At 74.7% G+C, this 16,567-nt stretch carries 14 protein-coding genes; 7 read left to right on the plus strand and 7 right to left on the minus strand.

What is annotated here, in order from left to right; all coding sequences use genetic code 11:
- Positions 1 to 265: 265 nt before the first annotated feature.
- Positions 266 to 673: a YciI family protein gene (locus ACFVHV_RS39390; protein ID WP_359908576.1), complete on the plus strand. Its 408-nt coding sequence runs from the start codon at positions 266 to 268 to the stop codon at positions 671 to 673.
- A gap of 8 nt (positions 674 to 681) precedes the next feature.
- Entirely contained in the window at positions 682 to 1,839 is a 1,158-nt protein-coding gene (locus tag ACFVHV_RS39395) for an RNA polymerase sigma factor (protein WP_380358098.1), read from the plus strand.
- A 43-nt stretch (positions 1,840 to 1,882) separates the two neighbouring features.
- Here ACFVHV_RS39395 and ACFVHV_RS39400 read toward each other — a convergent pair whose 3' ends face one another.
- The 5 genes from ACFVHV_RS39400 to ACFVHV_RS39420 all read right to left on the minus strand — a co-directional run bounded on the left by ACFVHV_RS39400 (position 1,883) and on the right by ACFVHV_RS39420 (position 7,454).
- Positions 1,883 to 3,193, minus strand: a complete 1,311-nt coding sequence (locus ACFVHV_RS39400; RefSeq protein ID WP_380358100.1) for a DUF58 domain-containing protein — start codon at positions 3,191 to 3,193, stop codon at positions 1,883 to 1,885.
- Positions 3,194 to 3,320: 127 nt separating this feature from the next.
- Positions 3,321 to 4,331 carry an AAA family ATPase gene (locus ACFVHV_RS39405; RefSeq protein ID WP_380358103.1) on the minus strand — a complete coding sequence of 337 codons (1,011 nt, stop codon included), beginning with the start codon at positions 4,329 to 4,331 and terminating at the stop codon, positions 3,321 to 3,323.
- Entirely contained in the window at positions 4,328 to 5,548 is a 1,221-nt protein-coding gene (locus ACFVHV_RS39410) for a DUF4350 domain-containing protein (RefSeq protein ID WP_380358106.1), read from the minus strand. The genes ACFVHV_RS39405 and ACFVHV_RS39410 overlap by 4 nt, the downstream gene beginning before the upstream one ends.
- Positions 5,545 to 6,246: a DUF4129 domain-containing protein gene (locus ACFVHV_RS39415; RefSeq protein WP_359908566.1), complete on the minus strand. Its 702-nt coding sequence runs from the start codon at positions 6,244 to 6,246 to the stop codon at positions 5,545 to 5,547. Before ACFVHV_RS39415 ends, ACFVHV_RS39410 begins: the two co-directional genes overlap by 4 nt.
- 5 nt (positions 6,247 to 6,251) lie before the next feature.
- Complete coding sequence (locus tag ACFVHV_RS39420; protein ID WP_380358109.1) at positions 6,252 to 7,454, minus strand: hypothetical protein; 1,203 nt, start codon at positions 7,452 to 7,454, stop codon at positions 6,252 to 6,254.
- A 308-nt stretch (positions 7,455 to 7,762) separates the two neighbouring features.
- Here ACFVHV_RS39420 and mtrA point away from each other — a divergent pair, with 308 nt between their 5' ends.
- The 3 genes from mtrA to ACFVHV_RS39435 are packed head-to-tail and all read left to right on the plus strand — an operon-like array spanning position 7,763 to position 12,417.
- Positions 7,763 to 8,440, plus strand: a complete 678-nt coding sequence (mtrA, locus tag ACFVHV_RS39425; RefSeq protein WP_030247322.1) for an MtrAB system response regulator MtrA — start codon at positions 7,763 to 7,765, stop codon at positions 8,438 to 8,440.
- Position 8,441: 1 nt separating this feature from the next.
- Complete coding sequence (mtrB, locus tag ACFVHV_RS39430; RefSeq protein WP_380358111.1) at positions 8,442 to 10,553, plus strand: MtrAB system histidine kinase MtrB; 2,112 nt, start codon at positions 8,442 to 8,444, stop codon at positions 10,551 to 10,553.
- A complete protein-coding gene (locus ACFVHV_RS39435; protein ID WP_359908561.1) occupies positions 10,528 to 12,417 on the plus strand; it encodes an LpqB family beta-propeller domain-containing protein in 1,890 nt (629 codons plus the stop codon). The genes mtrB and ACFVHV_RS39435 overlap by 26 nt, the downstream gene beginning before the upstream one ends.
- A 78-nt stretch (positions 12,418 to 12,495) precedes the next feature.
- Here the strand turns inward: ACFVHV_RS39435 and ACFVHV_RS39440 are convergent, their stop codons facing one another.
- Complete coding sequence (locus tag ACFVHV_RS39440) at positions 12,496 to 13,224, minus strand: ComF family protein (protein WP_380358115.1); 729 nt, start codon at positions 13,222 to 13,224, stop codon at positions 12,496 to 12,498.
- 369 nt (positions 13,225 to 13,593) lie between these two features.
- Between ACFVHV_RS39440 and hpf the strand changes: the two genes are divergently transcribed.
- Both hpf and ACFVHV_RS39450 read left to right on the plus strand, forming a co-directional pair.
- Positions 13,594 to 14,289 carry a ribosome hibernation-promoting factor, HPF/YfiA family gene (gene hpf, locus ACFVHV_RS39445; protein ID WP_359908558.1) on the plus strand — a complete coding sequence of 232 codons (696 nt, stop codon included), beginning with the start codon at positions 13,594 to 13,596 and terminating at the stop codon, positions 14,287 to 14,289.
- Between the two features lie 195 nt (positions 14,290 to 14,484).
- Positions 14,485 to 15,237, plus strand: coding sequence for a response regulator transcription factor (locus ACFVHV_RS39450; protein WP_359908555.1), 753 nt, complete (start codon positions 14,485 to 14,487; stop codon positions 15,235 to 15,237).
- A gap of 12 nt (positions 15,238 to 15,249) precedes the next feature.
- Here the strand turns inward: ACFVHV_RS39450 and ACFVHV_RS39455 are convergent, their stop codons facing one another.
- The gene (locus ACFVHV_RS39455) at positions 15,250 to 16,452 is read right to left on the minus strand and encodes a winged helix-turn-helix domain-containing protein (protein ID WP_380358118.1); all 1,203 of its coding nucleotides are present in this window, start codon (positions 16,450 to 16,452) and stop codon (positions 15,250 to 15,252) included.
- Between the last annotated feature and the right edge of the window lie 115 nt (positions 16,453 to 16,567).

Genomic DNA, 16,567 nt, shown 5'->3' on the forward strand with positions numbered 1-16,567 from the left:
CAGGGGGGACCCTGTGGGAGAGTAGGACGCCGCCGAACAATTATTCAGAAGAACCCCCATCCGGGATCCGGATGGGGGTTCTTCGCGTTTCCGGGCCCAATGGGCCCAACCGGCCCAACCGGCCCAACGAGGCTTCCGGGCCCGACAGGCCGGCCGCGGGTGGGTCGAAAAAATCTCGGCCGGCCGTGTCGAGAACCCGTGCCCGGCACCGTCCCCGGGGTGAGCGCGGCCAGAATGGGTCGCACCAAGCTCCGAGGAGACGACGATGGCCAAGTACCTGCTGCTGAAGCACTACCGGGGTGCCCCGGACGCGGTCAACTGCGTGCCGATGGACCAGTGGACGCCGGAGGAGGTCACGGCGCACATCACCTACATGCAGGACTTCGCGGACCGGCTGGAGAAGACCGGCGAGTTCGTCGACGGTCAGGCGCTCGCACCCGAGGGGACGTGGGTCCGGTACGACGGCGAGGGGCGTCCGCCGGTCACCGACGGTCCGTTCGCGGAGACCAAGGACCTCATCGCCGGCTGGATGGTGATCGACGTCGACAGCTACGAGCGCGCCGTCGAGCTGGCCGGGGAGCTGTCGGCCGCGCCCGGGGCCGGGGGGAAGCCGATCCACGAGTGGCTGGAACTGCGCCCGTTCCTCGCCATGCCGCCGACCATCACGGAGTGACCTGCCCGATGAACGAGGCCCTGTTGAGGAGCCTCACGCCGAGCGTCATCGGTGTCCTCGTCCGCCGCGGAGCGGATTTCGCGGCGGCCGAGGACGCCGTGCAGGAGGCGCTGGTCGAGGCGGTCCGGGTCTGGTCCGACGGGCAGCCGCGCGACCCCAAGGGCTGGCTGGTCACCGTGGCCTGGCGCAAGTTCCTGGACGCGGCCCGGTCGGATGCCGCCCGGCGCCGTCGGGAGGACCTGGTCGAGCAGGAGCCGGGGCCGGGGCCCGCGGCCGGTGCGGACGACACGCTCCAGCTCTACTTCCTGTGCGCCCACCCGTCGTTGACGCCCTCTTCGGCCGTCGCGCTGACCCTGCGTGCGGTGGGCGGGCTGACCACCCGCCAGATCGCCCGGGCCTATCTGGTGCCCGAGGCGACGATGGCGCAGCGGATCAGCAGGGCCAAGCGCACCGTCTCCGGCGTCCGGTTCGATCAGCCCGGGGACGTCGCCACCGTGCTCCGGGTGCTCTACCTGGTCTTCAACGAGGGCTACTCCGGTGATGTCGACCTCGCGGCCGAGGCGATCCGGCTCACCCGGCAGCTCGCGGCGGTGATCGATCATCCCGAGGTGGCGGGGTTGCTGGCCCTGATGCTGTTGCACCACGCCCGGCGGGCCGGCCGGACCGGGCCCGACGGTGCGCTGGTGCCGCTGGCCGAGCAGGACCGCGCCCGCTGGGACACCGGACTGATCGCCGAGGGCATCGGGATCCTGCACAGGGCCCTGGCCCGGGACCGGCTGGGCGAGTTCCAGGCCCAGGCGGCCGTCGCGGCGCTGCACGCCGACGCCCCCACCGCCGAGGAGACGGACTGGGTGCAGATCGTCGAATGGTACGACGAGCTCGTCCGGCTGACCGCCAGTCCGGTGGTGCGGCTCAACCGCGCGGTGGCGGTCGGCGAGGCGGACGGTCCGCGCGCCGGGCTGGCGGAGCTCGCCGAACTGGACGACGCGCTGCCCCGGTACACGGCGGTGGCGGCGTACCTGCACGAGCGCGACGGGGACGCGGCGACGGCGTCGCGGCTGTACGCGGAGGCGGCGCTCAAGGCGTCCAACCTCGCCGAGCGCGAGCACCTGACCCGTCAGGCGGCCCGGCTCAACGCTGGGTTGAGGGGGCGGACCCGGGAGTGACGGAGCGTCGGATCCGCCTGGGCGGCATCCGGAGGGCAGCGGCTCAGAGCCGGCCGGCGGCCTTCATCGCCAGGTAGGTGTCGGCCAGGGCCGGGGCGATCCGGGCCGGCGGGGCGTCCAGGACGGTGACGCCGTGGCGGGTGAGGCGCTCGGCGGTGGCCCGGCGGTCGGCGCGGGTCTGTTCGGCGGCCGCCGCGCCGTAGACCGCGTCCAGGGTGCCCCGCCCGGCGGCGAGGACCTCCAGCTGCGGGTCGGCGACGGAGGCGAGGACGACCTCGTGGCGCTTGGTGAGCATGGGCAGCAGCGGGCGCAGCCCGTCCTCGACCGGGGCCGCGTCGAGGCCGGTGAGCAGCACGATCAGCGAGCGCTGGGGGGCCATCTTGAGTGCGGTGGCCACCAGTGAGCGCATGTCGGTCTCGTGCAGGGCGGGTTCGAGCCCGGCCATCGCGTTGGTGAAGGCGGGCAGTACCTCGTGGGCCGAGCTGCCGGCCACGGTGACGCGCTTGCGGGAGTCGTGGGCGAGCAGGTCGACCCGGTCGCCGGCCCGGGTGGCGAGGGCGGTGAGCAGCAGCGCGGCGTCGAGGGCGGCGTCCAGGCGGGGTGCGTCGCCGACCCGGCCGGCCGAGGTGCGGCCGGTGTCGAGGACGACGAGGATGTGCCGGTCGCGTTCGGGGCGCCAGGTGCGGACGGCGACGGTGTTCCGGCGGGCGCTGGCGCGCCAGTCGATGGAGCGGACGTCGTCGCCGGGCAGGTACTCGCGCAGGGAGTCGAACTCGGTGCCCTGGCCGCGGGTCAGCACCGAGGTGCGGCCGTCGAGTTCGCGCAGCCGGGCGAGCCGGGAGGGCAGGTGCTTGCGGCTGGCGAACGGGGGCAGTGCGCGGACCGTCCAGGGGACGAGGTGCGAGCCCTGGCGGCCGGCCAGGCCGAGCGGGCCGAGCGAGCGGACCGTCACCCGGTGGGCGTGGTGGTCGCCGCGGCGGGTGGGGGTGAGCACGGTGGTGATCCGGCGCCGCTCGCCGCCGGGGAGGGTCAGGGCGTGCCGGGAGGCGGCCTCGGCGGTGCCGGGGCGCCAGGCGGACGGGGCCCAGGCGTCGCGGACCAGGCCGCGGAGCAGTCGGCCGGACGGGTTGGTGACGGTCAGTTCGACCGTGGCGGGCTCGCCGAGCCGCACGGTGGTGTCGCCGCTCCGTCCGAGTCGCAGGCCGCGGACCGGGGCGGCGAGCACCAGGTCGACCGCGACGGCGACCAGCACCGCGCCGGTGACCAGGCCGATCCCGGTCCAGGACGGCAGCAGCAGGCCCACGACGAGCGCGCCGAGTGCGGCGAGCAGGGCGGTTCGCCCGGTGAGGGCCATGCGGTGCGCTCCTTCGGAAGCCCGTGAGTCGGTGGCCCGTGGGCCGGTAGCCCGTGGGCCGGAGGGCCGGAAACGGGTGTGGTGCGGTGGGGTGTGGGACGGCGTGCCGCGGTGGGGTGTGCCCGGGTCAGCGGGGTGCGGGCGTCTGGGCGAGGACGGCCTGGATGACGGAGTCGGCGGTGACGCCCTCCATCTCGGCCTCGGCGCGCAGTGCGACCCGGTGCCGCAGGGTGGGCAGGGCGAGCGCCTTGACGTCGTCCGGGGTGACGTAGTCGCGGCCGGCCAGCCAGGCCCAGGCGCGGGAGGCGGCGAGCAGGGCGGTGGCGCCGCGCGGGGAGACGCCGATCGACAGCGACGGGGACTGCCGGGTGGCCCGGCAGAGGTCGACGATGTAGGCGAGGATCTCGGGGGAGACGGTCAGCTTGGCGATCTGCTCGCGGGCGGCGACCAGGTGCTCGGGCCCGGCGACCGGGCGGACGCCGGCCGCGCGGAGGTCCCGGGGGTCGAAGCCGGCGGCGTGCCGGGAGAGCACCTGGAACTCCTGGTCGCGGTCGGGCAGCGGCAGGATCAGCTTGAGCAGGAAGCGGTCCAGCTGGGCCTCGGGCAGCGGGTAGGTGCCCTCGTACTCGACCGGGTTCTGGGTCGCGGCGACCAGGAACGGGACGGGCAGGGCGCGCGGTTCGCCGTCCACCGTGACCTGGCGCTCCTCCATGGCCTCCAGCAGGGCGGCCTGGGTCTTCGGAGGGGTGCGGTTGATCTCGTCGGCGAGCAGCAGGTTGGTGAAGACCGGGCCGGGCTGGAAGGAGAACTCGGCGGTGCGGGCGTCGTAGACGAGCGAGCCGGTGACGTCGCCGGGCATCAGGTCGGGGGTGAACTGGATGCGCTTGGTCCCCAGGCTGAGCGCGGTGGACAGGGTGCGCACCAGCAGGGTCTTGGCGACGCCGGGGACGCCCTCCAGCAGCACGTGGCCGCCGCAGAGCAGGGCGACGACCAAGCCCGTGACGGCGGCGTCCTGGCCGACCACGGCCTTGCCGATCTCGGCGCGCAGGGCGGTCAGCGCGGTGCGCGGGTCGGTGGCGGGGGTAGCGGGTGCCGTGCCGGGGACGGAGCGGAGCTGGGCGGTTGCCTGGTCGGTCACGGGTTCCGTACCTGCCTTTCGAGGGCGTCGAGGTCGTCGGCGAGCCGCAGCAGTGCGGCGTCGTCGGTCGGGGGCGGGCCGTACAGCAGGGCCCGGACGTCCCCGGCGGGCCGGGCGGGCAGCCGGTCGGCCACGGCGACGCAGAGCGCGTCGGAGTCGGGTGCGCCGGCCCGGAGCGGGACGCCCAGGGCGGGGGCGAGGCGGTGGGCGGTGGCGCCGCGCAGCGCCTCGGCGGCGCGGCCGCGGGCCCTGGCCCGCCGGTACAGGCGGGCGCGGCCCGTGGTGGTCTCGGCGGCGCGGACCACCACGGGCAGGTTCTCGCTGACCACCGGGCCGAGCCGGCGCCCGCGCCAGAGGGCGGCGAGCACGGCGGCGACGGCGAGCTGGTAGCCGGCCCAGTGCCAGCCGCTCGGCAGGTAGTCGCCGAAGGTCTTGGTGCGGGCGCCCTCGGGGAGCGGGGCGGAGTAGTCGGGCAGGTGCCAGGTGAGGCGGGGCTGCGAGCCGAGCAGGCCGAGGGCGAGGGAGGCGTCGCCGTCCTTGGTCAGTTCGCCGTTGTGCAGGAAGGTTCCGCTGCCGAGCACGATGACGTCGTGGTCGCCGTCGCCGACGGGGAGGCCGACCAGCGGGTAGCCGTGGCCGCGGGCGTAGCAGCCCTCGCCGCGGCTGCCGCTGGTGTAGAGCATGCCGCCCTGCTGGGCGCTGCCGGCCCGGACGGCCTCGGTGAGCGAGCAGTCGGCGGGGGTGGAGCGGACGGAGGCGTAGGCCGGTCCGCCCGTGTCGTCGGACAGCCGGATGCCGGGGGCGAGCGCGGTGAGCGCGGCCGGGCCGGGGGCGACCAGGACCAGCCGCCGGTGCCGGGCGGCGGCGACGGCGCGCAGCTGGGCGGGGTCGAGCAGGTCGGGTTCGGGCAGCACGAGGGTGTCCGGTCCGGCCGGGGTGGTGGTCGGGTCGGTGCTGAGCTCGGCCTTGATGCCCTGGCGTTCGAGCAGGGCGACGACGGCGTGGGCGCCGTCGCGGTCGTACGAGCGCGGGTCCAGCGGCGGGTAGCGGCGGTCCTGGTCGAGGGCGGACACGGCGGCGGCGCCGATCAGCAGGGCGGCGAGGACGGCCAGGTACCAGCGGGCCCGGCGCCACAGGCCGCGCGTGCTGGGGGTGAGGCTGGTCGGGGTGCCGGGCGCCTCGGTGCCGGGCGGGGGCGTGGGGACGGTACCGGTCATGCCGCTCCTCCCGGGGTCGGGGCCGGGACGGCGGCACCGGCGGTGTCGGGCGCGAGGACCGGGCGGGTGCGCTCCAGGGTCCGGTCGAGCTCGTGCAGCAGCCGGTAGGCGTCCTGGTCGGCGGTGCGCTCGCCGTACGCGATGTCGTCGAAGGTCCGGGCGGCCGCGGCCAGTGCGGCGGCGTGCTCGGGCAGCGCCCGGCCGGCCTCGGTGGCGGCCTCGTCGGCGGTGCGGCCGGGGCGGATGTCGAGCAGGGTGCGCTCCTCCAGGCTGCGCACCAGGGCGCGCATCTGCTCGCGGACGGCTTCGGTCCAGCGTCCGGCGGCGGCGTGCCCGGCTGCGTCCGCCCGGTACTGGTCGGCGCTGCGCGGGCCCTCGGCGCCGTACACGTCCGGGACGGTGCGGGCGGCGCGGCGCGGTGCGCCGAGGCGCCACCAGAGCGCGGCGCCGATCAGCACCGCGACGATCAGGAAGAGGATCAGTCCGGTGGTGCCGGTGGTGCCGTCGCCGGAGATGCTGTCGAGCGCTCTGGCGATGTGGTCGTAGATCCAGTCCGTGATCCGCTGCAGCACGGACGGGTCGTGCTTGTGGTACTCCGCGTCGAGCAGTTCGTCGCGGGCGGCCTCGCGCGCCGGGTCACGCGGCACGGTGACCGGTGCGCCGCCCGCGGCGAGCAGCCCTTCCCCCCAGTTCGGCATCCGGCTCAGCGCCTCGCTGACGTCGGGTTGCCCGGGCCGCCGCCCCAGCCGGTGCCGCCGTGCTCGGGCAGGCCGGCCGCGCGGGCGAGCTCGATGTCCAGGGCCTCGCGGCGGATCCGCTGGTCGATGTAGACCAGCACGCCGACGGCGGCGATGAACGGGGTGGTGAAGGTGCCGGCGATGATCCCGGCGACCGCCAGCAGGAGCAGCATGGCGACGCCCTGGTCGGCGGCGTCGGGCAGGCCCTGGCGGCTGAGCTTCTCGAAGCCCAGCAGCAGGCCGATGAGCTGGGCCGGGACCACGACGACCATCGCGACGACGAACGCCAGCACGTAGCCCAGCACGGTGATGCCGAGGACCCGCCACCAGGCGCCGCGGACCAGGCGCCGCGAGCGCGACAGTGCCGTCAGCACGCCCTGCTTCTCCAGCATCAGGGCCGGGGCGGCGAGGCTGAAGCGGATCCACAGCCAGGCGGCGACCGGCAGGGTCAGCAGACCGAGCAGGCTCAGCAGGCCGGTGACGGCGGCGGAGCCCTGGCCGGCGAGGCCGTACCCGACCATGGGGGCGAAGCCGAGCAGGATCACACCGGGGCCCAGCAGGGCGGTGAGCAGGGTCAGCCCGAGCAGTTGGAGCAGCCGGGGGCGGGCGTCGCGCCAGGCCTCCCCGGCGGTCACCGACCGGCCGAGGACGGCGCGGCTGACCACGATGGTGAGCAGCGCGGTGGCGAACACGTTGAGCAGCAGCTCCAGCGGCAGCCCGGCCAGCATCCGCAGGGTCTGGGTGGACTCGCCGGTCTTCCCCTTGACCAGCAGGTTGACCACGACGGAGCCGGCCTGGGAGAGCACGGCGAGGCCGAGCGAGAGCGCGAGCACGGTGCGCCAGTGCCGGCGGACGGTGGTGACGGCACCGTCCAGCAGTTCGCCGAAGCTCAGCGGGCGCAGCGGGATGACGCCCGGCTTGGGGCTCGCCGGGGCGCCCCAGCCGTACGGGCGGTGGCCGCCGGGAGGCTGCTGCCCCCACTGCTGGCCCCACTGCTGTCCCCACTGCTCTCCGGGCCGGGGGGCGCCGGCCGGGCCGGGGCGGCCTGCGGTGTCCTGCGGTGGTGCCGACGGCCCGGGCACGGCGGCGGGCGCGTCGGCCGGGGGCCGGGCGTCGTCGCGGGGAGGCTCGGACGAGCTGGGCGAGGCCCAGCCCGGGGTGTCGGTCATCACTGCTCCTCGGAGGGCGTCACGGGCGCGACTGCGAACGGATCTTCCGCCCGCGCGCAGCGCCCATCGTGCCATGGGGCCGGAAACCAGCCCCATGGCGATCCGGTTGCTGATCGGCAACGGTCCTCGGCGGCGGGTCGGGCGGTGGTCCGCAGCGGGTCCGGAGGGGGTCCGGAGGGGGCCGGGGGCGTTCCCGGCGGGCGCATTCGCCCGGTATGGCCGGAATGCACCGGTGGGAGAGTTGGCCGTTCTGGAGCATTGGCACTGCTGTGCGGCAGGTCACAATCCGGTAATGAGAAGATGGACGCATGAAGGGACGCGTCCTCGTCGTTGATGACGACTCCGCACTGGCCGAGATGCTCGGCATCGTGCTGCGGGGTGAGGGTTTTGAGCCGTTTTTCGTCGCGGATGGGGACAGGGCGCTAGCGGCGTTCCGGGAGACCAAGCCGGACCTGGTCCTGCTGGACCTGATGCTGCCCGGCCGGGACGGCATCGACGTGTGCCGGCAGATCCGGGCGGAGTCGGGCATCCCGATCGTGATGCTGACCGCGAAGACCGACACGGTCGACGTGGTGGTGGGTCTGGAGTCCGGCGCCGACGACTACGTCACCAAGCCGTTCAAGCCCAAGGAGCTGGTGGCCCGGGTGCGTGCGCGGCTGCGCCGCGCCGAGGAGCCCACGCCCGAGCAGCTGACCATCGGCGACCTGGTGATCGACGTGGCCGGCCACTCGGTGAAGCGGGACGGCCGGGGCATCCCGCTGACCCCGCTGGAGTTCGACCTGCTGGTCGCGCTGGCCCGCAAGCCCTGGCAGGTGTTCACCCGCGAGGTGCTGCTGGAGCAGGTCTGGGGCTACCGCCACGCGGCGGACACCCGCCTGGTCAACGTCCATGTGCAGCGCCTGCGTTCCAAGATCGAGAAGGACCCGGAGCGCCCCGAGATCGTGGTGACCGTCCGCGGCGTCGGCTACAAGGCCGGACCCAGCTGACGTGACGGACCGGGCAGACGACACCCCGTCGGGTTCCGCGGCCGACGGGGCCGGTGCCGTGCGCGGCGACGTGCTGAGTTCGACCACCCGCCGCCGGCGAGGCCCTTCCGCCGTGGTGGCGCTGGTCAAGCGTCAGCTGCGCCGCCCCGTGCACCGGGTGGCCACGCTCTACCGCCGGTCGATCCAGCTGCGCGTGGTCGCGGTGTCCCTGCTCGCGTCCATCGCGGTCGTCCTGGTGCTGGGTGTGGTCGTGGTGGCGCAGGTGCGCACCGGCCTGCTCGACACCAAGATGGACGCCGCCCGCGCGCAGGCCCGGATCGGCTTCCAGGTCGAGCAGAAGAAGATCGACGAGGCCCGGGACCAGAAGCTGCGGGGCACCGCCGACCCGACCGTCGACGAGACCGGCACCTGGCTGCTGCGGCAGGTCAACGACCTTGCCGGGAGCGGGCAGACCGTCTATTCGGTGATCGCCATGGCCCCCGGCACCGGCGCCGTCGTCCCCGACACCGCCGGCTTCGCGCCGCGCTACTCGGGCGACATCCAGCCGATCAGCATCCCGGACGCCCTGCGGGCCAAGCTCGCCTCCGAGCCCGGCCAGATGTTCGACCAGCCGACCCGGATCCACCGCTCGCCCGAGAGCGGCGGGAAGTCCGAGCCCGGGCTGGCCCTCGGCATGCAGTTCGTCGGCCCGGCCGCGGCCGGGAACAGCTACCAGATGTTCTACGTGTTCTCCTTCGGCCAGGAGACCGACACCCTCAACCTGGTCACCGGCACCCTGGCGACCGCCGGGGTGTTCGTGGTGATCCTCATGGGCGGCATCGCCTGGGTCGTGGTGCGCCAGGTGGTCACCCCGGTCCGGATGGCCGCCGGGATCTCCGAGCGGCTCGCCGACGGCCACCTGGAAGAGCGGATGAAGGTCACCGGGACGGACGACATCGCCCGCCTCGGCGAGTCCTTCAACCGGATGGCCAACGCCCTCCAGGCGCAGATCCGGCAGCTGGAGGAGCTGTCCCGGGTGCAGCGGCGGTTCGTCTCGGACGTCTCGCACGAGCTGCGCACCCCGCTGACCACGGTCCGGATGGCCGCCGACCTCATCTACGACAGCCGCGAGGACCTGGACCCGATGGCGGCCCGCTCGGCGGAGCTGCTGCAGGGCCAGCTGGACCGCTTCGAGTCGCTGCTCGCCGACCTGCTGGAGATCAGCCGCTTCGACGCCGGCGCCGCGATCCTGGACGCCGAGCCGGTCGACCTGCGCGAGATCGTCGCGCGGGTGGTCGAGGCCGCCGAGCCGCTCGCCGAGGCCAAGGGCAGTGCCGTGGTGATCCGCGGCGACGGCGAGCCGGTGCTGGCCGAGGTGGACTCCCGACGGATCGAGCGCATCCTGCGCAACCTGGTGGTCAACGCCCTGGAGCACGGCGAGGGCCGTGACGTGGTGGTCCGGCTGGGCTCCGCGGACGGCGCGGTCGCGGTCGGCGTGCGCGACTACGGCATCGGACTCAAGCCGGGCGAGGCGTCCCGGGTGTTCCACCGTTTCTGGCGGGCCGACCCGTCCCGGGTGCGGACCACCGGCGGCACCGGCCTCGGCCTGTCCATCGCCGTCGAGGACGCCCACCTGCACGGCGGCTGGCTCCAGGCCTGGGGCGAGCCCGGCGGCGGCTCGCACTTCCGGCTCACCCTGCCGCGCACCCGCGGCGGCGAGATCACCCGGGCGCCGTTCCGGCTGGAGCCGGAGGACTCCCGCAACAACCGGGGCCTGGGCGCGCAGGGCACGCCGTACCGGCGGGCGATCAGCCCGTCCGGGGCGACGGCGACGGCCGCGGTCGAGGACCAGGCGGAGACGCCGGAGGCCGTGGGCAGCAGCCTCGGCAGCGGGCTCGGCGGGGTGCTGAACATCGGCCCCGGGCTGGGCCGCAGCCGACTGCCGGAGGGGCCGCGCGCGGACCCCTCGGGCGTGTGGACGGCCGCCGGGTACGGGGCCACCGGCGCCCAGGTCATGGTGGACCCGACGCCCGGACGGCCGTCGGTGGCACAGCGGACGGCGGAGCCGGACGTGACGGGCGGGACGACGGACGCGGAGGGGTCGCAGCGTGCGAGGGACGAGCAACAGGACTGAGTCGCGGCTCCTCGCGGCGGTCGGCACGCTGGTCGGCGCCCTGGTGGCGAGCGGCTGCGCGACCATGCCGGATTCCGGCGGCATCGCCCGGGTGGAGCTGCCCCAGGGGTCGGCCGACAAGAACCTGCAGGCCCGGGTGTACCCGGTGGCACCCGGCCGGGGCGCCAAGCCGCGCGAGCTGCTGACCGGGTTCCTGGACGCGGTGACCGCCGACGAGGGGTACGACACCGCGCGCAAGTACCTCACCGAGAGCGCCGCCGCGGAGTGGAAGCCCGAGGCGGAGATCCGGGTGCTCTCGTCCACGACCATCCCGGGCGGCCAGGACGTCACCGACGCGGACACCACGGTCTCGGTGCCGGTGAGCGGGCAGTTGGTCGCCACCGTCGACGAGAAGCACTCGTACCAGCTGGTCGCAGGGCAGAACAACGTCTCGTCCGACTTCACCTTCGTCCGGGAGAAGGACGAGTGGCGGATCGACAAGCTGCCGACCGGCGTGATCATGAACGAGACCAACTTCCGGAACAGCTTCCGGCAGGTCGCGCGGTTCTTCTACACCGCGCCCGACCCGTCGGCGGTGGCCTCCGGGAACGTCGGCCAGGAGGTGCTGGTCGCCGACCCGGTCTACCTGCGGCGCCGGATAGACCCGCTGGCCACGGCGGCCCAGGCGGTGGCCGACGGGCCCTCGACCTGGCTCTCGCCGGTGGTCCGGACGGCGTTCCCGAGCGGCGTCAGGGTCGAGCGGGTGACCATCGACGACGGCAGGGTCGCCCACCTGCAGATCGGCGGGGTCGACCTCGGCGAGCCGATGGCCTGCCGGCGGATGGCGACCCAGTTCTTCTACACCCTCGCCGACCAGGGCAAGGGCCAGGTCGAGCGGCTGGAGCTGAAGGGGCCGCACGGTTCCTGCACCGTCGGCCGCGGCGACGAACCGCCCACCGGCCCCGGTGCGCTGGCCGGGCCGACGCCCGGGAAGCAGTACTACCAGCGTGCCGACGGCGCCCTGGTGGCGACCGACGAGGGGGGCCCCGGCGATCCGGTCCGCGGCGTCCTCGGCAAGCCGCAGTCGAACACCAAGCCGCCGCTCGGCGCCGTCGCGGTCGGCCGCAGCGGCACCCAGGTCGCGGCGATCAGCGAGGACGGCCACCAGGTCTACTCGGTGCCGCTGTCGGACAGCGCGGTGACCATGGGCGAGCCGGTGCTCAGCTCTCCGGCCAAGGGCGGCGACAAGGAGGACGGCTTCGCCTCGCCCACCTGGGACGGCCGCGGCGACCTCTGGGTGGTGGACCGCAACAAGCAGGCCCCGCGGGTGGTGATGGTGCGCGGCGCCAAGTCGTACACCGTGCCGGTCGAGGGGCTGACCGGGCAGACCGTGCAGTCGCTGAAGATCTCCTCGGACGGCGTCCGGGTCGCCCTGGTGGCCAGGACCCCGGGCTCGGCCGTCCGCTCGCTGTGGTTCGGACTGGTGGTGCACGACGGCACCCCGCAGGCGCCGACCGTGAAGATCACCGGGCTGCGCCGGGCCGCCCCCACGCTCACCGACGTCGCCTCGGTGTCCTGGGCGGAGACCGACCAGCTGCTCGTGCTCGGCAAGGAGTCCGACCGGACCCAGCAGCTGTACTTCATCAGCACCGACGGCTCGCAGAGCACGGACACCCAGCTGCAGAGCGCCGAGAGCATGACGACCGTCGCGGCCTCGGAGTCCCGGGGGGACAGCCTGACCCAGGCGCCGCCGGTGCTCGCGATGGGCGAGGTCAAGCAGGCGGACGGCAAGCCGAGCGAGATCAAGGCCTTCCGCCTGGTCAACCACCAGTGGCGGGAAGCCTCGCTGATCGACAAGCCCCGGTCCTTCCTCTACGCGGGCTGACGGCGCGTCCGGGCGGGCCGACGGGCCTTCCCGGGCCCGCCGCGGGGCCGGCCGCGCGAGCTGACCCGGCGGCGGCGGTCAGCCGGCCGGGCGCGCGGTGGCCGCGACCGTGGCCCCGGCCCGGGCCGGCAGGCCGGCGTCGGCCAGCGCCCGGGCGGCCTCGGCGAGGCTGGCCCCGGTGGTCACCAGGTCGTCCACCAGCACCGGGTGACGGCCCGCGAGGCCCGCGGGCCCGGTCCGGGCGCGCGGCAGCACGGTCAGGGCTCCGCGCAGGTTGCGGCGCCGCTCGGCCGCGTTCAGCCCGGCCTGGTCGGCGACCGGCCGGGTGTGCCGCAGCAGCGGCGCGGCCCGGACGTCCAGGCCGGTCCGGCGCAGTGAGCGGGCGGCCGCCCCGGCCAGCCGCAGCGTCGGATCGTGCCCGCGGGCGCGGACGGCCGAGCGGGCCGAGGGCATCGGGACCAGCAGCAGCGGCGCGGCCCCGGCCCGTGCCCCCAGGGCGGAGCGCACCGCCCGTCCGAGGGCCTCGCCGAGCGGCCCGGCCAGCCGCAGCGCGCCCCGCTCCTTGTGGGCGAGCAGCAGTTGCCGGACCGCACCGGTGTACGGCGCGGCGGCGTGCGTCCAGGGCAGCACGGTCGGGGCCGGCCGTGCGCTGGCCAGCGCGCGCCGGCAGGCCGGGCAGAGCTGGGTGCGCTCGCTGCCGCAGCCCGCGCAGTCGGCGGGCAGCAGGACGTCCAGCAGCCCGGCCAGTGCGTGGCCGAACGGCCCTTGGGCGGCCGGCGGGCGGGTGGCGGCGGGGGACGGCGGCACGGCTGCTCCTGGCGGTGGCAGGCACGGAGAGTCAGCACAGGATCCGCCGTATGGGGGGCGTTGTCCAGGTATTTACCCATACTTCACCCGCGAGAGGGTAGACAGGGTGGACCAGCTTGACCGCCCGACCGCAGTATCGGGTCATACCCTCCTCATCGCCTGGGGAGGCGGAAAACCCGTGTGAGGTGTTCGATAAGGCCCAGGGGGTTTCAACCGTCCCTGGTGGGGAGGAAGTGAGGTGAGGGCCAGTCGTTTCCCGCCGCTGGCGGCGGGGGCGGGGGGTCAGCAGTGGATGGGCTGGTCCAGCTGGGTCTCAGTCCGGTCCGGTAGCACCCGGATCGGCGTCAGCACGAGGGATCGGAGTTCTGCGTGGACATCGTCGTCAAGGGCCGCAAGACCGAGGTGCCCAAGAGGTTCCGCGAGCACGTGGCCGAGAAGCTGGAGAAGGTCCAGAAGTTCGACGCCAAGGCCATCAGCCTGGACGTCGAGGTGTCCAAGGAGCACAACCCGCGGCAGGCCGACCGCTCCGATCGGGTCGAGATCACTCTCCGCAGCCGCGGCCCCGTGATCCGGGCCGAAGCCGCCGCCGCCGACCCGTACGCGGCGCTCGACCTGGCCTCGGCGAAGCTCGACGCGCAGCTGCGCAAGTCCGCGGACCGGCGTCGGGTGCACAAGGGCGGCGCGAACGGCCGCACCCCGATCAGCGTCGCCGAGGCGACCGCGGCCCTGGCCGCGCTCCCGGCCACGACGGCGCCGGAGGGCGAGACGAACGGCGCCGTCCGCAAGACCATGATGGGATCCCTGGAAGTGGAGGGCGAAGGCCCGCTGGTGGTCCGGGAGAAGACGCACCCGGCCGCCCCCATGGCGCTGGACCAGGCGCTCTACGAGATGGAGCTGGTCGGCCACGACTTCTACCTCTTCGTGGAGAAGGACAGCGGCCTGCCGAGCGTGGTCTACCGCCGGCACGGCTACCACTACGGCGTCATCCACCTGCAGACCGACCTCGCGGCCGGGCCGGGCAGCGGGGCGGGCGGCGCGATCGGCGGGTCCGACGACGAGGACTGACCGTCCGAGCGGTGATGGAGGGGTGACCCCGGCGGCCCTGGCCGCCGGGGTCACCGGCGTTCGGGCGTGTCCGCCGTTCGGGGTGCCCGGCGAAGGGGTCACCCGATGCGGGGGAATCGACACCGGAGGGTGACCGCAGCGGGTTCGGGGCGTGGAATGATTGGCGCACGACGACCCGCGAAGGGGGAGGAGCGGATGGGGGATCACTTCGGGCTGGGGCCCGGGTCCGGGCCAGGGCTGCCGTTGGGGGCGGAGGACGAGTCCGCGTACGAGCCGCGCCGGAGTGAGCCGATCCGCGTCCTGGTGGTGGACGACCACGCGCTGTTCCGCCGCGGGCTGGAGATCGTGCTCGCGGAGGAGCCGGACATCAAGGTCGTCGGCGAGGCGGGGGACGGCGCCGAGGCCGTGCTGAAGGCCGCCGACCTGCTGCCCGACATCATCCTCATGGACGTCCGGATGCCGCGCCGCAGCGGGATCGAGGCCTGTACGGCGATCAAGGACGTGGCGCCCAGCACCAAGATCATCATGCTGACGATAAGCGACGAGGAGGCCGACCTCTACGAGGCGATCAAGGCGGGGGCCACCGGCTACCTGCTCAAGGAGATCTCCACCGACGAGGTCGCCACCGCGATCCGCGCGGTCGCCGACGGGCAGTCGCAGATCAGCCCCTCGATGGCGTCCAAGCTGCTCACCGAGTTCAAGTCGATGATCCAGCGCCGTTCCGACGACCGGGACCTGGTGCCCGCGCCCCGGCTCACCGACCGGGAGCTGGAGGTGCTCAAGCTGGTGGCGACCGGGATGAACAACCGGGAGATCGCCAAGGAGCTGTTCATCAGCGAGAACACCGTGAAGAACCACGTGCGCAACATCCTGGAGAAGCTCCAGCTGCACTCCAGGATGGAGGCCGTGGTGTACGCGATGCGGGAGAAGATCCTCGAAATAGGGTGAGCCGGGCGGGACTCAGCGGTCCGTCAGCAGTTTCTCCAGGGTCGGGCGCAGCCGCTCGTCGTGCAGCGTCCCGACCCGCACCCCGTCGCAGCCGACCCAGTCGGCCGCCTCGCGCAGCGCCGTCGCCAGTGCCTCGACGTGCCGGGCACCGCCGCCGTCCAGCGAGATCTGCCGGGCGACCAGGGTGCGCCCCTCGCGGGCCGGGTCGACCCGGCCGACCAGCCGGCCGCCGGCCAGCAGCGGCATCGCGAAGTAGCCGTGCACCCGCTTGTGCTTGGGCGTGTACGCCTCCAGCCGGTGCGTCATGCCGAAGATCCGCTCGGTGCGGGCGCGGTCCCAGACCAGCGAGTCGAACGGCGAGAGCAGCGTGGTGCGGTGGCGCCCGCGCGGGGCGGTGGCGAGGGCGGCCGGGTCGGCCCAGGCCGGGGCCGGGGCGCCGTCCGGGCCCCAGCCGGCCACCTCGACCGGGACGAGCCCGCTGTCGGCGAGCACCGGGTCCAACTGCTCGGCGCGCAGCCGGTGGTAGTCCAGCAGATCGGCCCGGGTGGCCACGCCGAGCGCGGCGCCGGCCTGGCCGACCAGGGTGCGCAGGCAGTCCTCGTCCGACCGGTCCTGTCCGAACAGCTCGGCCGGGACGGCCTGTTCGGCCAGCGCGTAGACCCGCTTCCAGCTCCGGCGCTCGGTGCAGACCACGTCCCCGAAGGCCAGCGCCCGCTCGACCGCGATCTTGGTGTCGGACCAGTCCCACCACTCGGCGGTCCGCTTGGCGCCGCCCAGCTCGGTGGAGGTCAACGGCCCCTCGGCGCGCAGCTTGTCGAGCACGGCGCGGTAGGTCTCGGGTGCGACCTGGTGGCCCCAGAGGTGGCCGCGGTCGCGGTAGCGGCGGCGCCGGAAGGCGAACAGCGGCCACTCCTCGACCGGCAGGACGCAGGCCGCGTGCGACCAGTACTCGAAGCTCGTGCCGCCGCCCCAGTAGGCCGCCTCGACGGCCGGGCGGCCGACCGCGCCGAGCCGGGCGTACGGCACCAGCTCGTGCGAGCGGGCGAGCACCGAGATGGTGTCCAGCTGGACGGCGCCCAGGTGCCGCAGCACCCCGCGCACCCCGCCGCGGCGGTCCGGCGCGCCCAGCAGGCCCTGGGCGCGCAGGGCGATCCGGCGGGCGTCGTCCGCGCTGAGGACGGCGACGGGGGCGGGGCGGGCGTCAGCGGCGGTCATGCCGGGGAGCGTAGCCCCGGGCACTGACAGCGCGGGCCGGGGGCGGGGTGCGGACCGCAGCGGACCGCAACGGACCACAACGGCGCCGGCCCGGCGGCTTCCCCACCGACCGCGG

This window comes from Kitasatospora sp. NPDC127116, assembly GCF_042677365.1.
In the GTDB taxonomy this organism is placed as follows: Bacteria; Actinomycetota; Actinomycetes; order Streptomycetales; family Streptomycetaceae; genus Kitasatospora; species Kitasatospora lactacystinica.